A 23,292-nucleotide genomic window follows, 5' to 3' on the forward strand; every position below is an offset into this window, starting at 1 on the left:
CGACCCGGCGACCGCCCGGACAGAGACGAGATATTCGCCGAGATGAAACACGACCCCATCGTACAGGACTACGTCCCGACCGAGGACAAGTTCATGTTCGCGGCGCTGTACGACCACGGCGAACCGCTGGCGACGTTCCAGCACCTCCAGATTCGCGGGAACTCCTACACCGGCGGCGGCGGCGTCTACCGGACCTCGGTGTACGACCCGGAACTCGAATCCGTCGCGCGAAAGCTCCTCGGCCACATCGAGTGGCACGGCCTCGCGTGCATCGAGTACCTCAAGGACGCCGAGACGGGCGAGTTCAAACTCATCGAAATCAACCCCCGGATGTGGCAGTCGCTCCCCTCGACCGTCCGCGCCGGGGCCGACTTCCCGTACTACTACTGGCTGCAGGCGACCGGGCAGAAACACCGCATCGAACCGGGGTACGAACTCGGCGTCGGCACCCACTACCTCTGGGGCGAACTCGGTTACGTGATGAGCGTCCGCCGCGACGACTCGCCGCTCGTCGAGCGCCCGTCATTCCTCAAGACCGTCTGGGAGGTCGCGTCGTCCATCTACCGCGAGCCGAGATTCGACCTCGCGCGCCTCGACGACCCGGTCCCCTTCGCCCGCTACGTGCACCACGCGCTGTTCAACCGCGGCGACGACGAAGGCGCGGAGGAATCGACCGCCGACCGCGACGGTGGCGGTGACGAATCGGAAGAACCGAGAACCGGTATCACGCTGACGCCGGGACTCAACTTCAGGGGTCGCTGAGCGGACCGCTCTTTTTTCGGTCGGCGCTCGTCAGGAGCACGCCTTCGCACGCTCGTGATACCACCCGCCGAACGCGCCGAGTGGAACGACCAACCAGCCGGCGACGATAACGGCGAAAGCCACGCTCACAGGCAGCGTGACGGCGATGAAGACCGCTGCCTCTCGGAGGACCATCTCACCGCGGGCGAGGTTCGAGACGCGACGAGGAGAGCGGGGGCGAACGCGCCGGTAACGAGGCTCCCAAACGCAGTCAACCCGCCGAAAACAGCGCCGTACCACTGACGGTCTTCGTTGGCTCGCAGCCGTCGCCAGAGCAGCGTGCCCACGATAAACGAGGTCGGTATCGCTACCGGGACGGCCACCAGTCCGAGACCGAAGACGAACCCGAGTGTCCCGTTCATCGCGCCGACGAGAGTCAGCAGCCCCGCAGCACCGAACCAGAGGGTGATTGCCAACAACCCGGTTGCAGCCATCGCTATCCCGCCGCCGACGTCGTTTCGCCCGGCGTACGGGAGCCGTCCGGGACCGTACCGATAACAGAGCCGAACCATAGGTCGAACTGCGGCGCACATCCCGATAAATGTTATTGCGGATACATTTTTCAGTTTGCAGCGGACCCGAGGGACCGGTATCACGCTGACGCCGGGACTCAACTTCAGGGGTCGCTGAGCGGACCGCTCTTTTTTCGGTCGGCGCTCGCCGTGGCGCTGTTGAAACCTAGCGGTACCCCGGTTCGATGCGGTCGACGAGCCCATCGAAATCCGTGTCAAAACTCAACACGGCGTCGATGCCACGCGACTCACACAGAGAGACGATGGTCGCGTCGGTGAAGCTGAGGTCGTGGTCCTCGTATCGACGGAGCGTCTCCAGCGACGCCCGAACGTCGTCCGGTTCGACGTGAAGCAACTCAAACACGTTCGGGAACGGTTCCTCGCCGAGAATGCGACTGGCGACGGTGTCCGCCGCCTCGAACGAACCCGTTCGGGCGCGCGTGAGCGTTACCGTCTCGTCGAGAACGTAGTCGTTCGTGTACGGCTGTCCGAACTCCCCGTCGAACAGGTCGTCGAACGCGCTGACCGCTTGGTCGTGTCGGTCGGCATCCGTATCGTGGTGCGCAAAGAACACGCCGGTATCGACGAAGACGCTCATCCGTACAGCACGTCGTCGATGTCTTCTTCGGTCGTCGTGACGCCGGACGAGACCATCCCGTCGTGGAACTGCTCGCGCTCGGACTCCGAAAGCGGAACACGCTTCTCGCGGAACGAGTCGATGAGATCAGCCTTGGACTCGACGGCGTTCTCGACGAGCCGCGCCAAGACTTCCTGCTGCGTCACTCGCTTCCCGGTCTTCAGCCGAATCTCGGCCTGTAGCCGTTCGAGACGGGATTTCGTGTCGTCGTCCATCTTCACCGACGTGGCCATGTTCGCTGGTAGAACATACTACTGGGTAAGGGTTGCTACTGTTTTGACCGGCGCGATACGGACCGGTCCGCATGCGATATCCAGCGCGGTCACGACAAGCTGACGGCGACTGAGGACTCCGGCAATGCCTTCACCGACCGCTCACTCGTCGCGGAACGCGCAGGTCGCGGTGTAGGTCACGTTATCGAGCAGGAGTTCGACGCCGCGGGTCCGGGTCGGCGGACCGCTGACGTTGATGCTGGTGGACTCGACGGCGCAGTTCGACGCGCGGTTGACGAGCACGCCGCCGACTCGGCCGTTCGGCAGGTAGATACAGCTATCGACGATGCGGGAACCGTTTCGGTTCTCGTCGACGACGACCGCAGAGCCGTAGGGCTGACTCTCGCACGCCCCCGAGATGGTGACGTTGTCGAGGACCATCCCCCACGGCTCCCGCGCGATGTCGGTGTCAACGGGTCCCGCGTAGATGGTCTGGACGCCCGTGTCGTTGACGATGCGACAGTTGCGCATCGTGAACCCGCCGTGGCTTCCGTAGGTCGGAGCGGTGATGATGCCCGGTGAGGACGGACTCGACCGGAAGATGAAGTCGCAGTCCTCGATGAGAACCCCCGTGTAGCCGTGGCCCGTCGAGTCGATGCGGAGGCCCTCGGGGCTGTCGAGTCTGTCCCCCTCACGGGCGTGCTCATTGAGATTGTCGGCATCGACGATGACGGTCGCGCCCTTGATCCACGAGGTCTTGGAGGGGTGGTCACCCGCGGAGATGCGCATGTTGGTGTTGTCGTTGTTCTTGAACAGGCCGCCCTCGACGCGGAGGACGCCACGGGTGTGGGTCGCGCGGAACGACGACGACCCGCGCTGTTCGATGTGGCAGTCTATCATCCTGATCTCGCCGACCGACCGTTCGGTGATGCGAATCCCGGCGACGCCGTTCGGGTAGCCGGGGAGCGCCGCGCCCTCGCGCATGTAGACGCGGCGGATGACGTTGACGCCCTCTACCGAAGTGCAGTCGAAGAGGAGCAGTTGGTCGCGCGCGTGGCTGTCCGTGGGGGTGCGGCCGAGCCACTCGACGTCCTCGATGAGTGCGCCGTCGTCGTTGGCGAGCCAGATGTCGGCGCTCGTGGTGTCGTCGTCGGTCTGCTGGATGGAGAAGTTCTTCAGGACGTGGTGGTCCCCGCTCGTGATTCGGAGCATCCGGAACCGCTCGCCGGGGTCCGCCGGCGGGAAGACGAACTGCACGTCCTTGTGGGAGTCGCCGAGGCCGACGAGTTGGAAGTTCGAGACGCCGCGGTCCCAGTCGTGTTCGCGGGTGATGAGGTAGTCGCCCGGCGGGAACTCGACGGCCGTGTCGTCGCCGTACGCCCCGTCGAGGATGTCGTCGACCGGCTCTTGACCCGTCGGGTCCATCCCGAGGTCCTCGACCGCGTTGAAGACGGTGATGTCCGGTTCGGGTGTGGGCGTCTCCTCGGTTGTCGGCGTCTCGGTCGGCGTCTCCTCGTCCGGCGTGTTACAGCCGGCGAGCGCGGCACCGACGCCGACCGCGCCGAGCGTCTTCAGGTAGGTTCTGCGCTTCACCGGCGGGGGACCTCCGTGCGCTCGGGGCGTCCCCGGTGACTGTCGAGCGTCCGTCGAGCGTCGGGGTCGGGTTGTCTCGAAAGGCGAGACGGGAGTTGGAGAGAGAGGGACCGACGTCGGTTGCACATGTTTCCCGTCAGTTGGACCGGGAAGGTGATTGGTAAACGGTGTGTAACCGCGGGTTACGGGGCGAAAGCCGCGAAGTCGAGGCGGGTCGGCGGCGGCGAAACGAGGTGAGAGACTGTTCGAAACGACGAGTCAAAATCGGTGACATTCGCGGTTCCCGACGCCGTCAGTCCGTGCCTACGGAAATTACGAGTCGTATTACTATCCACTCGTGGCGACAGTTGTCTGCATGAATCTGTCACGGCGTTCATATCTTGGACTGAGCGCCGCCATGCTCAGTGGCTGCGTCGCGAGGGGCGGTGAATCGGCCGGAACTCCCGAAGCGACCGCGACGAGCGAGCCGCCGGTCCCGACTCCGCGGTTCAGATACGACGACCCGAGCGTCGACGCGGCGGGCGACCCGCTGGCGGTCGCGTTCAACAGCCGAGAGCGGTTCAGAGACGTCGGATGGCTCGTCGACGACTTCGAAGACGAGCGTCTCTGGGGGACGATTGCAGGGCGGTACGCCGTCGAAGAGGACGTCGTCTACTCCGGGTCGCAGTCGCTCCGCCTCGAAGCGACGCCGGACGACGAGCGAGTGTGGATTTACCGGACGTTCGAGGACGGTATCGACCTCTCCGACGCCGACCTCTCGCTGGCCGTCAACCTCGAAACGCCCGACACCGAGGGCATCATGGTTCGCCTCGCCGCGCCCGACTACGACAACACGCTACTCCTCGGTCGGCACATCTGGAAGGCCGGCTGGCAGCGCCTCGACCTCGGACCGCAGCGCGTCACCGGGTCACCGGACCTGACGAACGTCACCGAGATAAGCATCCAGCTGTACACCGGTGGCGGCACGACGGCGCGGTTCTACGTTGACTCGCTCCGGGCCAAACCGCGGGCCGGTGCGGGGTCGGTGATGATAACGTTCGACGACAACACCCGGAGCCAGTACGACACGGCGTATCCGATACTGGAGTCTCACGGCTTCCCCGGCGTGGTCGGCGTCATCCCGTGGACCGTCGGGTCGAGCCACCGCATCCCGCGGTCGGGAATGGACGAGATGGTCGAATCGGGGTGGGACATGGTGAGCCACCCCCAGCAATCGGACTCGTTCCGCGTCCTCTCGCCGGCCGACCAGCGCGCGAGCATCAGGGAGTCGAAGGCGTGGCTCGTCGAAAACGGGTTCGAACGCGGGGCCGACTTCATCATCTGGCCGTACGGCCGGTACAACGAGTCGGCGCTCGATGCCGCGAGCGACTACCACTACCTCGGGTTCGTGACCGTCGGGGGGCCGACCGGCGCGATATCCGACCCGCAAATCGTCGGCCGGACCGACGGCGACGACGTGCAGAAGGCGAAGAGGGCGCTCGACTTCGCCGCCCAGTACAACCAGCTCGCGGTGCTCATGTACCACGACGTGACGGGGAAAGGGCGCTCCGTCAGCCCGGCGGCGTTCGCCGAGACGATGGACTACGTCGACGAACTCGGGCTGGACGTGGTCACCGCGTCGAGCTACTGGGACTCGATCCGAAACTCCATCTGACGCGGCGATTCGCCCGGCACGCCGGCCCGAGTACGGCGACATGCTGCTTTTCGAGACAGTCTCGATGAACGTGATACGGATTCGATTAGTCGCGGTTTCGTGAACGTTAGACAGCCGTTCTAACCGTCCTAAACGCCTGAAATTCGGCGTTACATACGTGTTGCTGACGACTAACAAAGACCCGAACGGCCCAATCAGCGGGTCGAAGTATCGATGTTCCTACGCACTCTCCAACTCGATTCGCCGCCGCGGGACGACACGCCCGACGACGGCGGACCGGTCGACGCGCCGCGTTCAACACAGGGGTCGCACGCGAGGGGCGATGTACCGCGGTAACGCCGTCGGCGTCGTCGTACCCGCGTACAACGAGGCGCGGTTCGTCGGCGGCGTCGTCGACACCCTCCCCGCGTTCGTCGACCGCGCGTACGTCGTCGACGACCGCTCGACCGACGAGACGTGGGAGGAGATTCGGCGGCACGCGGCGCGCGCGAACGAGCGAGCGGCCGAACCAGTCGTCGCCGCGGCCGACGGTGGCGCGTCGCTCGACGGGCGCGTCGTCCCGATTCGACACCCGGTCAACCGCGGGCGCGGCGCGGCCGTCAAGACCGGCTACGAACGCGCTCTCGCCGACGGGATGGACATCGTCGTCGTGATGGACGGCGACGGGCAGATGGACCCGGACATCATGCCCGCCATCATCGACCCCGTCGTCGACGGAGACGCCGACTACGCCGTCGGCGACCGACTCGCCGCGCGCGACACCCGCCGGGGAATGCCGCCGTGGCGGCTGTTCGGCAACCTCCTGTTGTCCGGGCTAACGCGCATCGCCAGCGGCTACTGGCACATCCGCGACCCGCAGAACGGCTACACGGCCATCTCGGCGGAAGCGCTCTCGGAGCTGGATTTCGACCGGCTGTACGACCAGTACGGCTTCCTGAACGACCTGCTCGTGAACCTGAACGTCGCCGAAAAGCGCGTCGCGACCGTGCCGATGCGCGCGCGCTACGGCGACGAAGAAAGCGGCATCAGGTACTCGACGTTCGTCCCCGGGCTGTCGTTCCTCCTGCTCAGGGACTTCCTCTGGCGGCTCCGCGTTCGGTACCTCGACGGCGGCGTCTCACCCGGTGGCGGCCCTCTACGCGCTCGGCGTCGTGAGCGCCCTCGCCGGCGTATTCCGACTGGTCGGTGGGGTCGCGTCGAAGTCGAAGGACCGGCCGGGTCGGCAGTCTCTCACCGGACTCCTCGTCGGCTTCGGGTCGCTCGGCGGCGCGATGGCCCTCGACAGCCGCGAGAACGAACGGTTGCGAGTCGCGGCGGAGCCGTCCACGTCGTTCGAGCGGGGGGGCGCGTCGAACGGGGCACAGCCGTCGTCCCGCGTCGACGGTGCCGACGAGAGCGACGAGAGAAACGAAAAAGAGCCCGACAGAGTCGCTGACGGCCGCGAGATAGCAGGAGGAGGGAGTTAGTCACCTCGTACCGCCGAAAGCCGTGGGGTGAGGCGCTCAATAACAACAGCCTAGTCGCGTCATCTAGCCGGTAATGGGGTCTACATCACACAGCAAAGAACGATTAAATCGGGCACTCGGTGAGCTCTCTCTAGACGTGCCCTTCGCGCTGCTCGTCGTCGTTTCGAGTAGCCTCGTCGCGGTCCTCGATGTCGTTCCGACCGTACAGGCCCTCGTCGGACTCCCGATTCTCCTGTTTCTTCCCGGTTACGCGCTGCTGCTCGCACTGTTTCCCGCCGGGTCGTCGGGCAACCCGGCCGAGGGACCGTCGTTCGGCCGGTTCGAGTGGCAGCCGGACCTCAGCCTCACGGAGCGATTTGCGCTCGCTTTCGGGATGAGCGTCGCGCTCTTGCCGGTCGTCGGACTGGCGCTCCTCTGGGCTGGCGTCGGACTGAACGCCGCGCCCGTCCTCCTCGCGCTGTCGGCGATCATCGTCGTCGGCCTCGCCGTCGGCGAGGCACGGCGGCGTCGGCTCCCCGAGGGAGAGCGCTTCCACGTCCCGATTCGGCGCTGGTACGCCGACGTGGTCCGGTCGTTCGACCAGTCTTCGCGGGTCGATTCGCTCCTGAACGTCGCGCTCGCGTTCGCCATCCTCTTGGCCGTCGCGAGCCTGAGCTACGCGCTCGTCGCACCGGGGACGGGCGAGTCGTATTCGAGCCTGTCGCTTCTCACGCAGGACGCCGGCGGCGAGTTCGTCGCCGCCGACTACCCCGAGGAACTGACGGTGGGTGAGCAGACCGAACTGTTCGTCTCCGTCGCGAACGCCGAGGGGGAGGCGACGAGATACACGCTCGTGGCCGAACTCCAGCGCGTCGAGCGGACGAACGGCGAGACGACGGTCGTCGAGCGACAGGTGCTCGGGTCGCGGACGGAGACCGTCGCGGACGGCGAGACGTGGCGGACCCGCCACACGTTCGCCCCGGCGCTGACCGGCGAAGACCTCCGGCTCACCTACTTCCTGTACGAGGGCGACGCGCCGGCGGAGCCGAGCACCGACACGGCGTACCGCTCGGCGTACGTCTGGCTCACCGTGACCGAGGAACCGACCGAAGACGCGGCCGCCGGCGACGACGCGGCGTAACCGCGTCGTACAGCCGTCCGAACTCGGTCCTCGGCGTACTGCGTCGCCGAACACGGCGGTCGCTCGGACGCGCGGGGAAAAACGGAAAATCGCGTCGAAACGCAAAAACTGGGTGCCTCTTTTGTCTGCGGCGTCACCGCACGAGCGACGCGCAGTCTACTGTTCTGCCGTTCCGTCGTCTCGGTCTCAGCCGTCGTTGTCTTCGAACGTCAGCGCCGCGTCGCCGGTCAGGTTCATCTTCCTGATGTCACCCGAGAACCGGAAGGCGTCGACGTTGTCCGTGACGGAGCCCTTCACCTTGCCGCTGGTGACGCTGTCGTCGCTCTCAATCGGCCCGACGAGCGGGTCGTTCAGGATGTCGCCCGAGACCATGAACTCGTACGTCGTCTCCGTGCCATCGCCATCGACGACGAGGGTGTTCGGCAGGGAGAACACAGCGGGGTCGACCTGCGTGCCGTTGACGTAGACCTCGGCCTCGCCCTGGAGGAACGACAGCGACGTAATCGTGCCCGTGAAGGTGTACGTGTCGTCGACACCCTCGGTGGTCACCCACCCAGTCGCGGAGCTTTCGGACACGTCGTCCCACTCTTCGATGGTGTCGTCCGAGGCTTCGAGCGTGCCGCTGACGCTGACTTCGTACTGCGTCTCGACGCCGGTGCCGACGAGGCGCAGTTCGTTCTGGCTGTCGGTGGAGTCGGTCGTCGAATCCGTCGAGTCGTCCGTGCTCGAATCGGTCGACGAGTCCGTCGTGGCGTCCGTGACCGTGCTCTCGGTCACCTGCTCACCGTCGACGTAAATCTCGGCCTCGCCTTCGACGAAGCCGAAGGAAGTGACGCTTCCCGCGAAGTTGAACGTGTCCTCGACGCCCTCGGTCGTAATCCAGCCGCTGGCGGAGGTGCCGTCGATGGTGTCCCACGACTCGATAGTGTCGCCTGAGGCTTCGAGCGCGTCGCTGACGGTGAACTCGTACTGGGTCTGGGTACCCGTGCCGACGAGGCGAAGTTCGTGCGAGAGGTCGCTCGTCGAGTTCGTCGTGGAATCGTCCGTCGAGTCCGTCGTCGAATCGTCCGTCGAGGTGTCCGTCGTGGCGTCAGTGACTGTACTCTCGGTTACCTGCTCGCCGTTGACGTAAATCTCACACTCGCCTTCGAGGAACGAGAACGAGTCGATGTCGCCGGAGAACGTGTAGGTGTCCTCGACGCCGTCGGTCGTAATCCAGCCGGTCGCGGTGCCGCCGGAGATGTCGTCCCACTCCTCGATGGTGTCGCCCGACGCCTGCAGCGAGTCCGTCACGGTGAACTCGTACTGGGTCGTCGTGCCCGTGCCGACGAGGCGAATCTCGTTCGGGAGGGGCTCGGTCGTCGAGTCGGTCGTCGAATCCGTCGTGGAGTCGTCCGTCGTCGAATCTGTCGAGTCGTCCGTCGTCGAATCTGTCGAGTCGTCGCTAGTGCTCCCGTCGGCGCTCGGGAGCGGACAGGTGTCGCTGCTCGTGATGTTGCTCGTGTCCACGTCGGCCCCGCTGAACACCGTCGCCTGCCCGGAGACGTTGATGTTCGAGTCCAGAATCTCACAGTTCGTGGCGTCGTTGACGAGGACGCCGTCCACGTCGCCGTTCGGGAAGTGGATACAGCTGTTCTGGACGGTCGAGCCGTTGCGGTCGTTGTCGATGCAGACCGCCGCGCCGGCGGGCTGAGACCGCGTGCTGCCCGTGATGGAGACGTTTTCGAGGTTTACGCCCCACGGCTTGTCCGCGGTGTCGGTGTCGACGGAGTCGGCGTGAATCGTCTGGACCGACGTGTCGTTCTGGATGCGGCAGTTGCGCAGGGTGAAACCGCCGTGGCCGGCCCACGTCGGCGACGAGACGATGCCGCGCGAGGTGGGACAGGACTTGAAGATGAAGTCGCAGTCCTCGATGAGGACGCCGGCGTAGCCGTTGCCGGTGGAGTCGATGCGGAGGCCCTCGGGACTGTCGAGGCTGTCGCCGTCGCGGGCGTGCTCGTTGAGGTTGTCCGCGTCCATGATGACGGTCGCACCCTTGATCCACGAAGTCTTGTCGGGGTGGTCGCCCGCGGAGATGCGCATGTTGGTGTTGTCGTTGTTCTTGAACAGGCCGCCCTCGACGCGGAGGACGCCGCGGGTGTGAGTCGCGCGGAACGACGACGACCCGCGTTGTTCGATGTGGCAGTCGACGAGGCGAATCTCGCCGACGGAACCGCCCTGTACGCGGATACCCGCGACGCCGTCGGGGTAGCCCGGAAGCTCGGCGCCCTCGCGCATGTAGACGCGGCGGGCGACGTTGACGCCGTCGACGGAGGAACAGTCGTACGCGAGGAGCTGGCGGCGAGCGTTGTTGTCGGTGGGGGTGCGGCCGAGCCACTCGACGTCCTCGATGAGGCCGCCGTCGTCGTTTATCATCCAGATGTCCGCCGTGGTGGTGTCGTCGTCGGTCTGCTGGATGGAGAAGTTCTTCAGGACGTGGTGGTCCCCGCTCGTGATTTCGAGGAACCGGTACTTCTCGCCGTTGTTGCCCGACGGGAAGACGAACTGCACGTCCTTGTGGGAACTGCCGGTGCCGACCATCCCGAAGCGGGAGACGTCGTCGTTCCAGTACTGCGTCTCGGTGGCGAGATACTCACCCGGAGGGAATTCGATGAGCGTCCCGCTTTCGTACGCGGAATCGAGTTGGTTGTCTATCGGTTCGTTTCCGTTGGGGTCCATTCCAAGGTCGTCCACCGCGTTGACGACGCGGTCCCATTGGATACCGAAGCGCTCCTCTGGTCCAGACGCAGCCGACGCGACGCCGGCAGAGAGGGCAGTCGATGCGGCTATTGCACCGAGTTTGAGGTAGTTCCGCCTGTTGAGTTGCGATTCGAGGATGGAGTCTGAATCCGCCGCAGATTCGTCGTCATCTCCATCGGTTAGTCGTGCCATACCCGAGGAAAGCCCTCGTTAAGGTGATAATCATTATTGCGAGGTATAATCGGATTAGCTACGATTACGTGCGGGTTTGATTCGGATAGAAGCCAGTTAGTTACCAGTTGCATTCCAGAGACACACCTTATATTCTCCCAAAAAAATATCAACTAAATATGTATATATCGCCATATTGGCGGTCGAAAACGACCACTTAATCAATACTATACGAGCAAATCGACATGCGGTGTCGAATCAGAACCACTCCGTGAAACGTCTCTCCTCGCCAGATAATCAATCTATGAACTGGTAATTACGCTCCCACCGAACCTTGCGAGGGCGTTCGTTTCACCACACCCACACTTTCTGACGGAGTTCTGATAGGTTTGATTCACGTCGAAGGTTCAGCTAGCAATGAGAGTCAGTCGAATCGACCACTCGTCGGGCCCGACGAGTCGGCCGAACGCCGCCCTCACTTGGACATCACGGAGACGAGTTCTCGGAGGTTCTGTTTGACCCGCCAGTCGAAGAGCGTCATGAGCGACGCGGCGCTGACGGCGTAGGCGACGACGCCGATAGCGACGAGGACCGCGAACTCGACGAGCGGCGACCCGACGCGGTTCTGCGCCGCGAGGACCGCCAGCGCCATCGCGCCGCTGGCAGCGACGGGGTACGAGAGCTCTCGGAGGAACCGGCGGTAAGTCGTGCCGAGCGTTCGTTTCATTTCGCGCGCGTAGAGCGGGACCATCGGGAACGCGAGGATACCCGTGACCGCGAGGGCGGTCCCTTCGATGCCGTAGGCGCTCGTCGCGGGGACGATGGCTATCGCGAGCAGGGCGACCCTGAGGAAGCCGAGTTTGGTCTGGACATCGGGGCGGCCGACGGCGCGCCAGACGGGGTTGAACGTCGCGAAGAGCGTCCGAAAGAGCCCGTAGGCGACGAGAATCTGCATGGCGAGCACCATCGGGAGCCAGTCTTCGCCGAGGAACGCGCCGACGAAGGCGGGCGCGACGAGGTAGATGCCGACCGACATGGGCAAGGCGACGAACGCCGTGAGCCGGAAGGTGCTGAAGAACGCCTCGCGGAGGGCGCGTTGGTCCTCCTGGAGCTTCGAGTAGGTCGAGAACATCACGCTGGAGACGACGACGGCGATTTCGGTCGCCGGCGCGTTGGAGATGCGGTAGGCGAGTTGGTAGTAACCGAGCGAGGTCGCCGTCAGGAGCCAGCCGACGACCGCGTCGTCGCCCTGTCCGTAGAGGAACTCGACGATAGACGAGCCCGTGACCCACTTCCCGTAGCCGATAAGTTCGGCTGCGTACGCCCGGTTCAGCGCGGGGCGCGGGCGGTACGGGTGCAGGAAGTAGGTCACGACCGAGCGGACGCTCGCGTCGGCGAGGTAGCCGAAGATGAGCGCCCAGACCGTCGGGCTGACCGCGGCGTAGCCGAGCGCGACCACGACGTAGGCCGTCGTCCCGCTGACCCGGTAGGCGAACTCCTTGTGGAACGCGAGGTCCTTCTTGAAGTAGACCATCGCCGGATTCCGCAGCGCGAGGAAAATCGGGACCAGGGCGATGGCGCGGATGAGGTCCCGCGCGGCGGGCTCGCCGAACAGCGAGGCGAGCGACGGGGCCGCGAAGTAGAGAATCGAACTCATCAGCAGGCCGCGGAGGAGTTCGAGCGTGAACGTCGTGTTCAGGTACTCGTCCACGTCGTCGTCGACGCGCTGGATGAGCGCGGCGTCGATTCCGAGGTTCGTCAGGCTCAGAAGCGCCGAGATCGTGAGCAAGGCGATACCCATCAGCCCGATAGCCTCGGGGCCGAGCAACCGCGCGAGGACGATGAACATGACGACCTTCAGCACCCGGTCGAGGACGTTCATCGCCGACACCCACATCCCGCTTTTCACCGTCCGCTCTGCGAGGTCGCTGTCGTCGTCTCCGGGAACGAACCGGCGACGAATCGTCCGGACAACCGAGCGAATCTTATCTCTCATCGAACGCACCTCGCGGGTCGCCGCTTCGGCGGAGACCCGGCGTATTCACGAACGGTAACACTCGGCTACACATCGGCTCAGGAGCCGATTAATTATTGACTCGCTACTGGATTCCGGCGGGGTCGCGGTTCCCGCGGCCGCGAAAATTAGGCGCTGTTTGACGGAGGGGGAAACGAGCGGTCAAGCGCTGGGAGGCGAAGAGCGGCGAGACCGAGTCAGCGGTCCAAAGCCGTGTGGCAACTTTCCGCACATGCCGATGAGCGAGAGGGATATTCGTGCCGACACGGAATTTGAAAATCGCGGTGTTTTAGGGTGCTCGAAAAATGATAGGAATCTCATCTCAGAATGTTCGTGTGGCCTAAAAATAGCTTTACAAGCTCTGAATCGCCCGTATTTAGGCACCCCTAATAGCCCAGATTTATTACAAATGGGCACGTATCGACGAACGCCTATGAGCGCACAATCACTCGAACGGCAGACCCGAAACTACTTGAGCAACAACGTCCCGCAGATTCAGGAACACGGCGGGCACTTCGAAATCGAGGACGTGAACGACGAGACCGGCGAGGTCACCATCGCCATCGGCGGCGCGTGCTCCGGATGCGGCATCGCGCCGATGACGATGAAGGCCATCAAACAGCGCATTGCCGACGAAGTCGACGACGTCTCCGAGGTAACCGTGCGGCAGGCCAGCGGTCCGCGAGCAGCCGTGATGCCGTCGAAGACCGACGAGATGGAACAGATGGAAGAGTACGAGGACTACAACCCGCCGTTCTGAGCCAGTGGGTCGTCGACTTCCCTCCCCGTTTTTCTGACCCCGCGGCCCGGTGGAGACCGTGACGCGACCGCGACGCACTCGAATCGAGAGAGACGTCTCCGGTTCGAAGTGGACGAAGGACCAAGCGAGAGAGAGACAGCGGCAGCACCGGCGAACACCACGGAATCGACGGGACCGGCACCGGTGTCGGCGTGAAACGAGAAATCGGACTCCGTGCTGCTACCCGGACACGTAGTAGAGGTCGGCCGCGCCGTTCGCCATGACGCGGTTCACGTTGGGCTGGTTCTGGACGGCCGTGAGATTCGCCGCGGAGTACCGGAGTTCGCGGTACGCGACCACCTCACGATCGTAGTCGGTCTTCGAGACCATCAGATACCGCGGGCCGTCGTAGTAGCTCGGCAGGTCGGTGAGTGCCTCGTCCGGCGTCGTGAAGCCGAGCGCCGGCGTGGTTCGCTCGGGCAGCGCCTCGGCGAAGCGGTCGGGGTTCCCGCGGATACCTACGTATCGGATGTCCTCGTCGGACATCTCGAACGCGGTGTCGTACGCCCCCATCTGCTGGGCGGGGACGTGGTTCGAAGGGAGGTAGATGTACGGTGACGGGAACATCACCATGAGCGTGAGCCCGATGACGAGCGCCGTCGCGACGGGCGTGCCGGCCTTGACCGCCCGCCCGTACTTCGACCAGTAGCTCGTCCCCACGAGCCACTCGAACGCGTAGAACAGCCCGACGCTCCCGACGACGGTCGCGAGAATCATCGCGAAGCCGACGTGGCGGAAGAAGAAGTTCGTCTCCGAGATGACCCCGAGGAGGTGTGCGAAGAAGTACGGCACCAACACGACGAGGCTGAACGTCAGCGTCCGCAGGATGCTCCGGCCCTGAGCCGACAGCTGCGGGAGACGCCCGAACAGGACGCCGAGGAAGACGCCGAAGGTTATCAGGGCGTACACCGCGTTCACGAGGAACAGCTTCACGAACACGTCGAGGATGCCGCCGCCGACGGCGGTGACGGAACCGGTGCGCTGGGAGATGGCCGAGCCGGCCTCAGAGCTCCCCGAGAGAATTCCGAGCAACCCCTCGATGAACAGGCCGCCGGTCGAGAAACCGACGGTGTACTGCGTCAGCCAGTAGACGAAGGCCACGGTGAAGACGAGCGTCAGGCCGTACACCGGTCGCTGTTCGGCGACGGCGTCCGGGGTCCGCCAGCGCTGGACGAGTTGGATGGCCGCGGCGACGACGAACAACACGAGGTAGTTGACGGCGACCTGCAGGTGGTACGACACCAGCGCGACCGTCCCGATGGCGAACAGGACGGAGACGGGCGTGATGTGACCGCGCCACCGGCTCTCGACGGCGTCGGTGCCGGAGAACTGGTGCTTGAAGAAGAGGTACAGAAGCACCAGTCCGAGGAACGACGCCAGGGAATAGGGGAAGAACATGAGCTTGAACCCGTTGAGGTTCACCGGCAGGAACAACAGCGCCGAGAATACGGCGATGAGGACCGCCCGGCGGTCGGGGACGATGAGCGAGACGAGAAGCGGGACAAACACGAGGTAGACGACCGAGATGAAAAACACCACGAGCATCATCGCGGTGGTTATTTCGACGCCAAGGGCGGCGCTGAATATCCCAGCGGAGACGTGGCCGCTCGGGTAGACGATTTCGAGCGGCGTCAGCGTCTCCGAGGCGAGCGACTTCGCCCAGCCGAGGTGCGTCAACGAGTCGTTGAACCCGTAGAAGTAGTACTCCCGGACGAGCGGAAGGCTGAGACCGCGGCTATCGCGAGGGCTGCCAGACCCACGCCACCGACTGCGAACCGACTGTTCGGGGCGCGAACGACCACGACCAACGAGGTTAGTACCGCCACCGCCACGCCGACCCAGAAGACTGCCGGAGTCGACTGGTAAATCGAGACCTCGTACGCGCGCGCCGGCGACGCACGAGCGACGAGGATACCGACGGCTAGCGCGAGAAATCCGACGAGGAGGAGTGTTCTCGTGAGCCGCGAATCGCGTTGCTTCATCCCGTGAGAGAAGGCGAGTAGCGTAGTTTGTTATTGAGAATGTAATCGGTGTCTGCGGACGGTATGGACGTTCTTCCCCGCGTCTCGGGGGGTCAGCAACCAAAGAGTCGGGCGTCGAGGGGCCATCCGAGGCAGAGACCCGTTCGAACCTCGGTTCCAGTCGGTTCGACCGGTCTCGACGCTGTCTCCGGGACGTATAGGCGCGTGATAACAAAACCCGACGCACGCGGATATCGGGCAACGATGTTACTCACAGTAGTCACGCCACAGACCGCCGAGCGAACCGGACGCGAGGGTCTTCGATGACCGGCTTCGTCGGCGGCGCGCTCGACGCGGCGACGCTCGACGCCTGCGCGGCCGAACTCCACCACGAAGACTGGTACGAGTCGGCGACGCGGTCGACCGGCCGCTTCGGCGTCTCGGTCCTCCACCACGGCGCGAGAGACTCCAAGGGCTGTACCGTCTGGGAGGACGGCTCGCGCGTGGGGGCGATATACGGCGCGGTGACGAACCTCGACGAACTCGACCTCGACGCCGACGGACTGTTCGCCCGACTGTTCGAGGACCCGAACGCGCTCCTCCCCGAACTCGACGGCTCGTTCCTCGTCGTCGGCGTCGACGGCGACGACGAGCGCGTCGTGCTCGCCAGCGACAAACTCGGGACGCGACAGTGCTTCTACGTCGCGGGCGAGCCGTTCGCCTTCGGGACCGAGGTCGGTGCGCTGACGACCCTCCTCGACGACCCACAGGTAGACGAGCGCGCCATCAGCGACCTGCTCATGATCGGGCACGTCTGGGGCGACAAGACGCTCGTGCAGGGCGTGAAGTTCCTCCCCTCGGGTCCGTCCTCGACTACCGGGCCGACGCCGGCCCCGAAATCGAGGCGTACTGGCACCACACGTTCGAACAGAGCGCCGACGACTCCTACCTCGACGACCTCACCGAGGCCTATCAGGACGTCATCGCCGACATGGCCGACACGATAGACGGCGATATCGGCCTGTGGCTCTCCGGCGGCCTCGACAGCCGCTCGATGGCGGGCGAACTCAGCCGCTACCACGACCTCACGACCTACACCTACGACTCGAACCCCGCGAACGGGAGCAACCTCGAACTCGCCGCAAAGGTCTCCAAGGTGCTCGGCCTCGAAAACAGGCGCGTGCCCGTCGAGTCGAACGCGCTCGTCGACTCGCTCGACACGTCGGTCCAACTGACCAGCGGGATGGTCGGCCTCTCGACGTTCGTCAACCTCGCGAACGTGTTCAACATCGAGGACATGCCCGACGTGCTCATCGAGGGCTGCGGACAGGGCGGGATGATGGGCGACGGTATCGGCCGGGCCGCCGTCGAGGGAAGTAAATCCCCCGAAGCGGCGCTCTACCGCGCGAAACACCGCATCGACGTTGACGACGCCCGCCGGCTCCTCCGGACCGAGTTCGACCCGATGACGACCTACCGCGAGGAGGTTCGCAAGAGCGACCAGCCGGACCTCTACAGCACCGCGATGGACTGCTACTACCGCAACTACTTCCCGCGGTGCGACTTCGCCAGCAACCCCATCGCCGAGAGTCAGGCCGGCACGCGGGTCCCCTTCAGCGACACCGAGTTCCTCCGGGCCGTGACGCGGATGCCCCTCTCGCACCGCGTCGGCTCGATTCCGTTCACCAACGGGAAGATTCCCGCGGGGACGGCCTACCCGAAGGTCGAACTGGTCCGTCGCCTCGACAGCCGACTCGCGGACATTCCCTACGAGCGGACGAAGGTTCCGCCGGCGCGCCCGATGTGGCAACACGCCGCCGGCTTCGTCGTCGGTACCTCCGTCGACCGCATCCGCGAGCGCCTCGTCGGCGACGTGCACACCTACGGCGGCCGCTCGACCATCGGCGACTGGTACCGGACGAACCGCGCGCTCCGCGAGCGCATCGACGACCTGCTCGACTCCGCCTGCGAGCGCCCGTACTTCGACGCCGACGAGATTCGACGTCTCCAGCGCGAGGAACTCACGGGCGAGGCCGAGCACATGAGCGCCATCTCCGGCATCATCACCGGCGAACTCTGGGTCCGCAAATACATCGACCGCGAAGGCCGCGGCGTCGGTGAGGGTGCAGCGAGCGCGACGGAAGCCGAAGACGCGCCGCAACCGGCCGACTGAGGCTGGACGAGCCACTCAGCACGCTTTGCACGCTTTCTTTTTCGGTCGGACTATCGGACACGGAGCGCGTCAGAACGCTAGGAGACGGACGACGCGACGCGTGCTGGGGACCACCGACTGCGTTCCTCAGGCGGGGGTTTGGGCGGTGTTCTGGTCGAACAGCCGGCTAGCTGTTCGCTTGACGAACAGGTTGGAGGCGAGTGAACTCACGAAGTACCACACCATCCAAACTTGCATCGGTCCGACTAACCGCGCGCTCCAGATGATGCGGTCGGCTATCGGAATCACCGGCGCGGCCGTGACGATGGCTCCTGCGGGGTTCATCACGAACCACGAGAGCCAGAGGAAGACGGGCACCGTGATGAGCATCGACCACACGATCGGCCGGAGGTTGTTTTTCATCGTCCCGAGTTGGTCTCGCATCAGCTCCTGCTGACGCTCGGTGAGACGTTCCACGGCGGCATCGTCCCCGCGCTGCTTCGCGGTACTGAGTTTTTCTCGAATCCGTTGCATCTGCTCTCTCTGTGCGTCCATTCCGTCCTCGTCGAGGAACCGGCGACGGAAGCCCGTCGAGACGAGCGCAACCGCCGTCGCGAGAACGACGACGAGCAGCGGGAACGGAAGCACCCCGGCGAGCGGCCCGAGGACGAGGTCCATCGGACCAACAATCGCCGCTTTGATGGCTGGCACCTGATAGCCGGCCACGAGGGTGATTGCGCCCGCTCCGGCGAGTTTGTCGACCGGTCTCCACGCCGATTCGTCAGTCGTCGGGGCGGGCTGAGCGGTCGCGGCGCCGACCTCGATACCCGCGTCGGCGAGTGCGTCCCGAACGGCCGGCGGGTCGTCGACCACGAACACGTCGTCGGCGGGCACGAGCACGCCAGTCCTGAGCAGCCGACCCCACGTCCCAGCGTCGACAGCATCGCTCACAGCGTCGTACGTGACAGTTCCATCGCCGCGCTCAGCGTGCGCGAGGACGCTCGCGAGCGCCCGACCACCGATGTCGTCCCGCACCAGCGATTCGAGTGCAGTGTCGTCCATCCAGTAACTGTAGATGAGTTAACATTAAAAAGCTGACTCCGTTGACGACCGCCGAAGCGAACATCGAGAAGAGCGCGTCTCCGCGGGGTTTCAGAGAAAAGAGAGACTAGCCCCGACGCTACGCCGCCTCAGCGTACATCGCCACCAGCTCGTCCGCGTTCGACTGCCACGAGTAGCGCTCCTCGATGACCGCACGGTTCGTCCGGCCCATGCGGACTGCCTCCTCGGGGTTGGAGACGAGTCGCGCGAGCGCCCGGGCCAACTCCTCGGCGTCGCCCGGCGCGACGAGAATCCCGCGGTCGTCGGTGATGACCTCAGGGATGCTCCCGACGGGCGTGGTCACGATGGCGTTGCCGCCGGCCATGCCTTCGAGCATGGCGATTGGAAGCCCCTCCGCGTAGGTCGGGAGGACGAACACCGTCCCGCGGCTGATGAGGTCGCGCTTGTCCTCCTCGGAGAGGAATCCGAGGTACGAGACGTTGTCGTGGGCGGCGGCGACCGCCTCGGCGCGGTCGGCGTGGGGGCCGCGGCCGCCGATGCTCACCTCGAAGTCGAGACCGGGCGTGGATTCGAGTATCTCGACGGCGTTGAGGAACTCGCGGATACCCTTGCGCTCGATGAGGTTCGAGACGAAGACGAGGTGGACGGGGTCGGTCGGGTACGTCGGGTCGTACTCCGCGGGTTCGACGGCATTGGCCATGACGTGGACTTTCTCCTCGCCGGCGAGTCGGGAGACGAGGCCGCGCCAGTACTCCGAGAGGACGACCACGTCGTCGACGGCGTCGAAGACGAGCGACTGGAGTCGGCGGACGACCCGCGAGTCGGTGGCGAGGAAGTCGTCGAACGACGAGCCGTGGATGTGGAGGACGACGGGGACGCGCCAGACGTACTTCGAAAACAGGGCGAAGAACGCCGCGCGGTAGAACGAGTAGGTGTGCGACGAGTGGACGTGGACGATGTCCGGGCGTCGCTGGAAGGGAAACAGGGCGACGGCAATGAGCGACGAGAGGAGCATTCGCGCGGCGAGTTCGAGCCCCTCGCCCTTCGGCGCGGTGTAGCGCGTGTAGACGCGCACGTCCATCCGGTCTTCGAGGTACCGACGCTGTTCGGTGATGTATCGGTCGATGCCGCCGGTGCCTTTCGGGCCGACGATGAGGAGTGTTTGCTTGGGCTTCATGGGTTGGTTCTGGTGATTCTGCGGGTCGTGGTCGGGGAATCGCGGATTCCGATTTCGAGTCACGGGACGCGTCGAGGCGGGCGCGGGCGCGCGCCGGTCGATGCGCGAAAATTGGACGGTTCGGCGGTTAGTTATGGGTCGATTGACCGTCTTCGGGGGCGGACAGAAGCAGCGGGTGGGGCTTCGATTCCGCCGGCGGCGTGAGGTCAGCTAGTGGCGCAACGGCATCGACTACGCCGGGACGGTGTGTCGCGTCAGCGAGTCCACCGTCTCGACGGAGCCGTAGTTCAGCGCCACCTGGACGATGACATCGGTGAGGTTGACCTTGTCCGCGAGGAACGCGTCGCGCTTGTCGGCCCAGCGGGCCTTCGCGCTGTCGTCGGCGAGGAGTTCTTCGGCGCGAGCCATCACGTCGTCGAACGATTTGAGGTTGGAGATGAGCCCCTGCCGTTCGAGTTCGACGAAGTTGCCCATGTCGTCGTCGCCGACGAAGGAGTTCGACCGGATTGCTGGCGTCCCGAGGAGCGCCGCCTCGGTGACCATGGTCTGGGTGTCGGCGACGAGCAGGTTCGCCTCGGCGAGCACGTCGTGGACGAGCGCGGGATGGAAGTCGAACGGCCGGGTGTCGAGGTCACCGTCGCGGCGTTCCTCGCTCTCGTCGAGGACGAAGACAGTCGCGCGCTCGCCCAGCATCTCGATGAGTTCGCGGCGGCGCTCGGGGGTGAACCCGCCGTGGCCCACGTCGTGGTGCGAGCCGAACGCGTTGAACCGGACGACGACGAACTGCTCGTCGGGGTCGAGGCCGAGTTCGGCCCGGATGTCCACCGAAGGCTCGTACACGTCAGGGTGGAGGTACGCCGTCTCTTTGAACCCGCGGAACTGGTAGTGGTTGTCCGCGAGGTCCTTCCCGAAGGTGTGGGGCGTCAGAATCGCCTTGGCGAACGGCCGGGAGACGACGTGGTCCAACGAGGTCGGCTCGGAGTCGAGCAGGAGGACCACGGGCGTCCGCGAGACGGCCCCGGCGTGGGCCGCGTAGCCGCCCATCCCGAAGATGAGGTCGGGTTTGAACCGCCGCACGGCCCGGAAGATGTTGACGTAGTGGAACGGGAGCGACTTGAAAAGCGAGTACTTCGTCGTCCCGCAAGAGCCGTAAATCTCGTGCGGAAGGTCGTAGTACTCGAGGAGGTCCTTGGTACAGCCGTAGTCGCGGCCGAGGACGAGCACGTCGTGACCCATCGCCTGAAGCTCTCTGACGGCGTACTTGTAGAGGTGGACGTGTGCGGGCGTGTTGGTGAAGAACAGGTATCGCATACTCTCTGGCAGTTCCACGCGCCCCGCGGGAGTAGTTATACGGCGTCTACCCGCCGCCGCCACTCGAATCCACGCCGACTTCCGGCCGCGAAAATCGCCACGAGGCAGTTACAGTCGCCATAACAAAACCCGGACGAGCACTCGGGTTCCCTGACCGGGCGCTCGCGCGCCGTTTCGCCAAAATCGTGTTCGCATCGCCGTGGACGGACGCAGTCCACACTCGACGCGAACGGAACGTCCTCCAAGCCGACCCCCGATGCGCCCCACAAATCAGATGTCTCAGACGCCTATCCCCACTCTCACCCCGCGACGACGAACCGCCAGCACGGACCCGGCGACGGGCCGACCGACCGGGAGCGACCGCTGATGTTCCCGTGGGAACACGCCGCTGTCGGCTACATCCTCGTCTCGCTGTGGGCGCGAGCGACCGACCGAAAGCTCGACGGCTGGGCCGCGCTGGCGGTGCTGTTCGGAACGCAGTTCCCCGACCTCGTCGACAAGCCGCTGGCGTGGTCGTTCGGCATCCTCCCAAGCGGTATCTCAATGGCGCACTCGATTCTCGTCTCGGTTCCGGTCTCGATACTCGTCGTGGTCGTCGCGCGGCGCTACGGAGCGGCGACGGTCGGCGTCGCCTTCGCCCTCGGCTACCTCTCGCACATCCCCGCGGACCTGCTGTACAACGGCTTTTTCTTCGGGAACTACGACGTGATTCGGGCGTTCCTCTGGCCGCTGTCCCACGGCAGCGAGTCGTCGATGGGCGGCTTCTTCTCCCAGACGTGGTTCTACCTGCGCCGCTTCGTCGTCTTCCTCGGCCGACCCGAGGCGTGGGTGCTGGTCGCGTTCGAACTCGCGTTGCTCGGGAGCGCCGTCTGGCTCTGGCTCGGCGACGGCGCGCCCGGCGTGGAGCTTCTCAAGCGCTCCGTGACCGGAATCCGCCGCAGCGTTACGAAGTGACTGCGACCGGATTTCGGGCGGCAATCACTCCATAACAAAGCCCTCACCGAGACTGAATTTCGCTAAGGCAGGCAGACTCCCCGCCGACATGATATGAAATTCCAGATTTTCCAGTCGATTCGGCCGTCCGCCGAGTCGACACAGACAGTCGATGGAGCGCGACCGACGCGAGGTGGACGACGATGAGCGCCGAGGTGGGCGTTGAATCCCACGTCGACGACGGCGTCACCATCGGCTACGGTGACGGCGACGACCCGATCATCGGCGACCGAGCGCGGATCCGTGCCGGAACCATCATCTACGACGATGTGACCATCGGTGACGACTTCATCACCGGCCACAACGTCCTCGTACGCGAGCACACGACCATCGGCGACCAGGTGCTTCTCGGGACCGAGACGGTCGTCGACGGCACCACGACCATCGGGTCGCGCGTGAGCATCCAGACGAACGTCTACATCCCCACCAACACCCGCATCGGCGACGACGTGTTCGTCGGTCCGGGCGTGGTGATGACGAACGACCCCTACCCGGTCCGCGCCGACGCGGAACTGGTCGGGCCGATAATCGAGAACCACGCCTCTATCGGCGCGAACGCGACGCTTCTCCCCGGGGTGACAGTCGGTGAGGGCGCATTTGTCGCCGCCGGCGCGCTCGTCGTGAACGACGTGCCGCCGCGAACCCTCGCCGTGGGCGTCCCCGCCGTCCACCGCGAGCTACCGGAGCAACTGCGGGGAGAAAACAGGATACGACGATGAGTGCAGACCACATCTCAATCGCCGCGCCCCAGCTCGGGGCGGCGGAACGGGACCGAATCGCGGCCGTCCTCGAAAGCGGCATGATAGCCGACGGCCCCGAGGTTCGGGGCTTCGAGCGGGAGTTCGCCGACTACTGCGGGGCCGACCACGGCGTCGCCACCTCGAACGGGACGACGGCGCTCCACGCCGCGCTCTACGC

Annotated in this window: 15 protein-coding genes and 4 pseudogenes; 9 read left to right on the top strand and 10 right to left on the bottom strand. The window is 65.1% G+C overall.

The genetic code is table 11. The features are described 5' to 3' along the window. The coding region (locus ATB1_RS19305; protein WP_042666589.1) for an ATP-grasp domain-containing protein at positions 1-762 on the top strand (762 nt) is incomplete at its 5' end. Between the two features lie 30 nt (positions 763-792). On the opposite strand, the pseudogene ATB1_RS19310 reads toward ATB1_RS19305, so the two are convergent. The 4 genes and pseudogenes from ATB1_RS19310 to ATB1_RS19325 form a co-directional block, all read right to left on the bottom strand. Further along, positions 793-1,235 (bottom strand): annotated as a pseudogene (locus tag ATB1_RS19310) (hypothetical protein). A gap of 244 nt (positions 1,236-1,479) precedes the next feature. Further along, a complete protein-coding gene (locus ATB1_RS19315) occupies positions 1,480-1,911 on the bottom strand; it encodes a type II toxin-antitoxin system VapC family toxin (RefSeq protein ID WP_042666591.1) in 432 nt (143 codons plus the stop codon). Then, the gene (locus tag ATB1_RS19320) at positions 1,908-2,183 is read right to left on the bottom strand and encodes a hypothetical protein (RefSeq protein WP_042666593.1); all 276 of its coding nucleotides are present in this window, start codon (positions 2,181-2,183) and stop codon (positions 1,908-1,910) included. Before ATB1_RS19320 ends, ATB1_RS19315 begins: the two co-directional genes overlap by 4 nt. 141 nt (positions 2,184-2,324) lie before the next feature. Then, positions 2,325-3,755, bottom strand: a complete 1,431-nt coding sequence (locus ATB1_RS19325; protein ID WP_042666594.1) for a twin-arginine translocation signal domain-containing protein — start codon at positions 3,753-3,755, stop codon at positions 2,325-2,327. 397 nt (positions 3,756-4,152) lie between these two features. Here ATB1_RS19325 and ATB1_RS19330 point away from each other — a divergent pair, with 397 nt between their 5' ends. From ATB1_RS19330 to ATB1_RS19340, 3 genes and pseudogenes are all read left to right on the top strand, one after another. Next, positions 4,153-5,409: a polysaccharide deacetylase family protein gene (locus ATB1_RS19330; RefSeq protein WP_042666596.1), complete on the top strand. Its 1,257-nt coding sequence runs from the start codon at positions 4,153-4,155 to the stop codon at positions 5,407-5,409. Between the two features lie 322 nt (positions 5,410-5,731). Continuing rightward, positions 5,732-6,875, top strand: a pseudogene (locus ATB1_RS19335) (glycosyltransferase family 2 protein). Between the two features lie 136 nt (positions 6,876-7,011). Continuing rightward, entirely contained in the window at positions 7,012-7,995 is a 984-nt protein-coding gene (locus tag ATB1_RS19340; protein ID WP_198526156.1) for a DUF1616 domain-containing protein, read from the top strand. A 186-nt stretch (positions 7,996-8,181) separates the two neighbouring features. On the opposite strand, the gene ATB1_RS19345 is transcribed toward ATB1_RS19340, so the two are convergent. After that, on the bottom strand, positions 8,182-10,926 hold the full coding sequence (locus ATB1_RS19345; RefSeq protein ID WP_042666600.1) for a hypothetical protein: 2,745 nt from the start codon (positions 10,924-10,926) through the stop codon (positions 8,182-8,184). Positions 10,927-11,380: 454 nt separating this feature from the next. Next, entirely contained in the window at positions 11,381-12,901 is a 1,521-nt protein-coding gene (locus ATB1_RS19350) for a lipopolysaccharide biosynthesis protein (protein WP_042666602.1), read from the bottom strand. 451 nt (positions 12,902-13,352) lie between these two features. Here ATB1_RS19350 and ATB1_RS19355 point away from each other — a divergent pair, with 451 nt between their 5' ends. Beyond that, the gene (locus tag ATB1_RS19355; RefSeq protein ID WP_042666603.1) at positions 13,353-13,679 is read left to right on the top strand and encodes a NifU family protein; all 327 of its coding nucleotides are present in this window, start codon (positions 13,353-13,355) and stop codon (positions 13,677-13,679) included. Positions 13,680-13,898: 219 nt separating this feature from the next. Here the strand turns inward: ATB1_RS19355 and ATB1_RS19360 are convergent. Further along, positions 13,899-15,700 (bottom strand): annotated as a pseudogene (locus ATB1_RS19360) (hypothetical protein). Between the two features lie 302 nt (positions 15,701-16,002). Here ATB1_RS19360 and ATB1_RS19365 point away from each other — a divergent pair. Further along, positions 16,003-17,852 (top strand): annotated as a pseudogene (locus ATB1_RS19365) (asparagine synthase-related protein). A gap of 126 nt (positions 17,853-17,978) precedes the next feature. Here ATB1_RS19365 and ATB1_RS19370 read toward each other — a convergent pair. From ATB1_RS19370 to ATB1_RS19380, 3 genes are all read right to left on the bottom strand, one after another. Then, positions 17,979-18,893 carry a DUF106 domain-containing protein gene (locus ATB1_RS19370; protein ID WP_042666605.1) on the bottom strand — a complete coding sequence of 305 codons (915 nt, stop codon included), beginning with the start codon at positions 18,891-18,893 and terminating at the stop codon, positions 17,979-17,981. Positions 18,894-19,011: 118 nt separating this feature from the next. Beyond that, complete coding sequence (locus ATB1_RS19375) at positions 19,012-20,070, bottom strand: glycosyltransferase family 4 protein (RefSeq protein WP_042666613.1); 1,059 nt, start codon at positions 20,068-20,070, stop codon at positions 19,012-19,014. 231 nt (positions 20,071-20,301) lie between these two features. After that, the gene (locus tag ATB1_RS19380) at positions 20,302-21,381 is read right to left on the bottom strand and encodes a DUF354 domain-containing protein (protein ID WP_042666614.1); all 1,080 of its coding nucleotides are present in this window, start codon (positions 21,379-21,381) and stop codon (positions 20,302-20,304) included. Positions 21,382-21,747: 366 nt separating this feature from the next. On the opposite strand from ATB1_RS19380, the gene ATB1_RS19385 reads away from it, so the two are divergent. The 3 genes from ATB1_RS19385 to ATB1_RS19395 form a co-directional block, all read left to right on the top strand. Continuing rightward, entirely contained in the window at positions 21,748-22,335 is a 588-nt protein-coding gene (locus ATB1_RS19385) for a metal-dependent hydrolase (protein ID WP_042666607.1), read from the top strand. A 182-nt stretch (positions 22,336-22,517) separates the two neighbouring features. Further along, positions 22,518-23,093, top strand: a complete 576-nt coding sequence (locus ATB1_RS19390; protein ID WP_042666609.1) for an acyltransferase — start codon at positions 22,518-22,520, stop codon at positions 23,091-23,093. After that, positions 23,090-23,292 (top strand): DegT/DnrJ/EryC1/StrS family aminotransferase (locus ATB1_RS19395; protein WP_042666611.1); only part of this gene is annotated, 203 nt, incomplete at its 3' end. The genes ATB1_RS19390 and ATB1_RS19395, both read left to right, overlap by 4 nt.

This window comes from Haloferax sp. ATB1 (assembly GCF_000730175.1).

Bases quoted from the DNA above. Each gene is read 5' to 3' on its own strand.
- ATB1_RS19370 (WP_042666605.1), bottom strand. From the start codon at position 18,893: ATGGACGACACTGCACTCGAATCGCTGGTGCGGGACGACATCGGTGGT.
- ATB1_RS19355 (WP_042666603.1), top strand. From the start codon at position 13,353: ATGAGCGCACAATCACTCGAACGGCAGACCCGAAACTACTTGAGCAAC.
- ATB1_RS19385 (WP_042666607.1), top strand. From the start codon at position 21,748: ATGTTCCCGTGGGAACACGCCGCTGTCGGCTACATCCTCGTCTCGCTG.
- ATB1_RS19345 (WP_042666600.1), bottom strand. From the start codon at position 10,926: ATGGCACGACTAACCGATGGAGATGACGACGAATCTGCGGCGGATTCA.
- ATB1_RS19390 (WP_042666609.1), top strand. From the start codon at position 22,518: ATGAGCGCCGAGGTGGGCGTTGAATCCCACGTCGACGACGGCGTCACC.
- ATB1_RS19315 (WP_042666591.1), bottom strand. From the start codon at position 1,911: ATGAGCGTCTTCGTCGATACCGGCGTGTTCTTTGCGCACCACGATACG.
- ATB1_RS19330 (WP_042666596.1), top strand. From the start codon at position 4,153: ATGCTCAGTGGCTGCGTCGCGAGGGGCGGTGAATCGGCCGGAACTCCC.
- ATB1_RS19375 (WP_042666613.1), bottom strand. From the start codon at position 20,070: ATGAAGCCCAAGCAAACACTCCTCATCGTCGGCCCGAAAGGCACCGGC.
- ATB1_RS19380 (WP_042666614.1), bottom strand. From the start codon at position 21,381: ATGCGATACCTGTTCTTCACCAACACGCCCGCACACGTCCACCTCTAC.
- ATB1_RS19350 (WP_042666602.1), bottom strand. From the start codon at position 12,901: ATGAGAGATAAGATTCGCTCGGTTGTCCGGACGATTCGTCGCCGGTTC.
- ATB1_RS19320 (WP_042666593.1), bottom strand. From the start codon at position 2,183: ATGGCCACGTCGGTGAAGATGGACGACGACACGAAATCCCGTCTCGAA.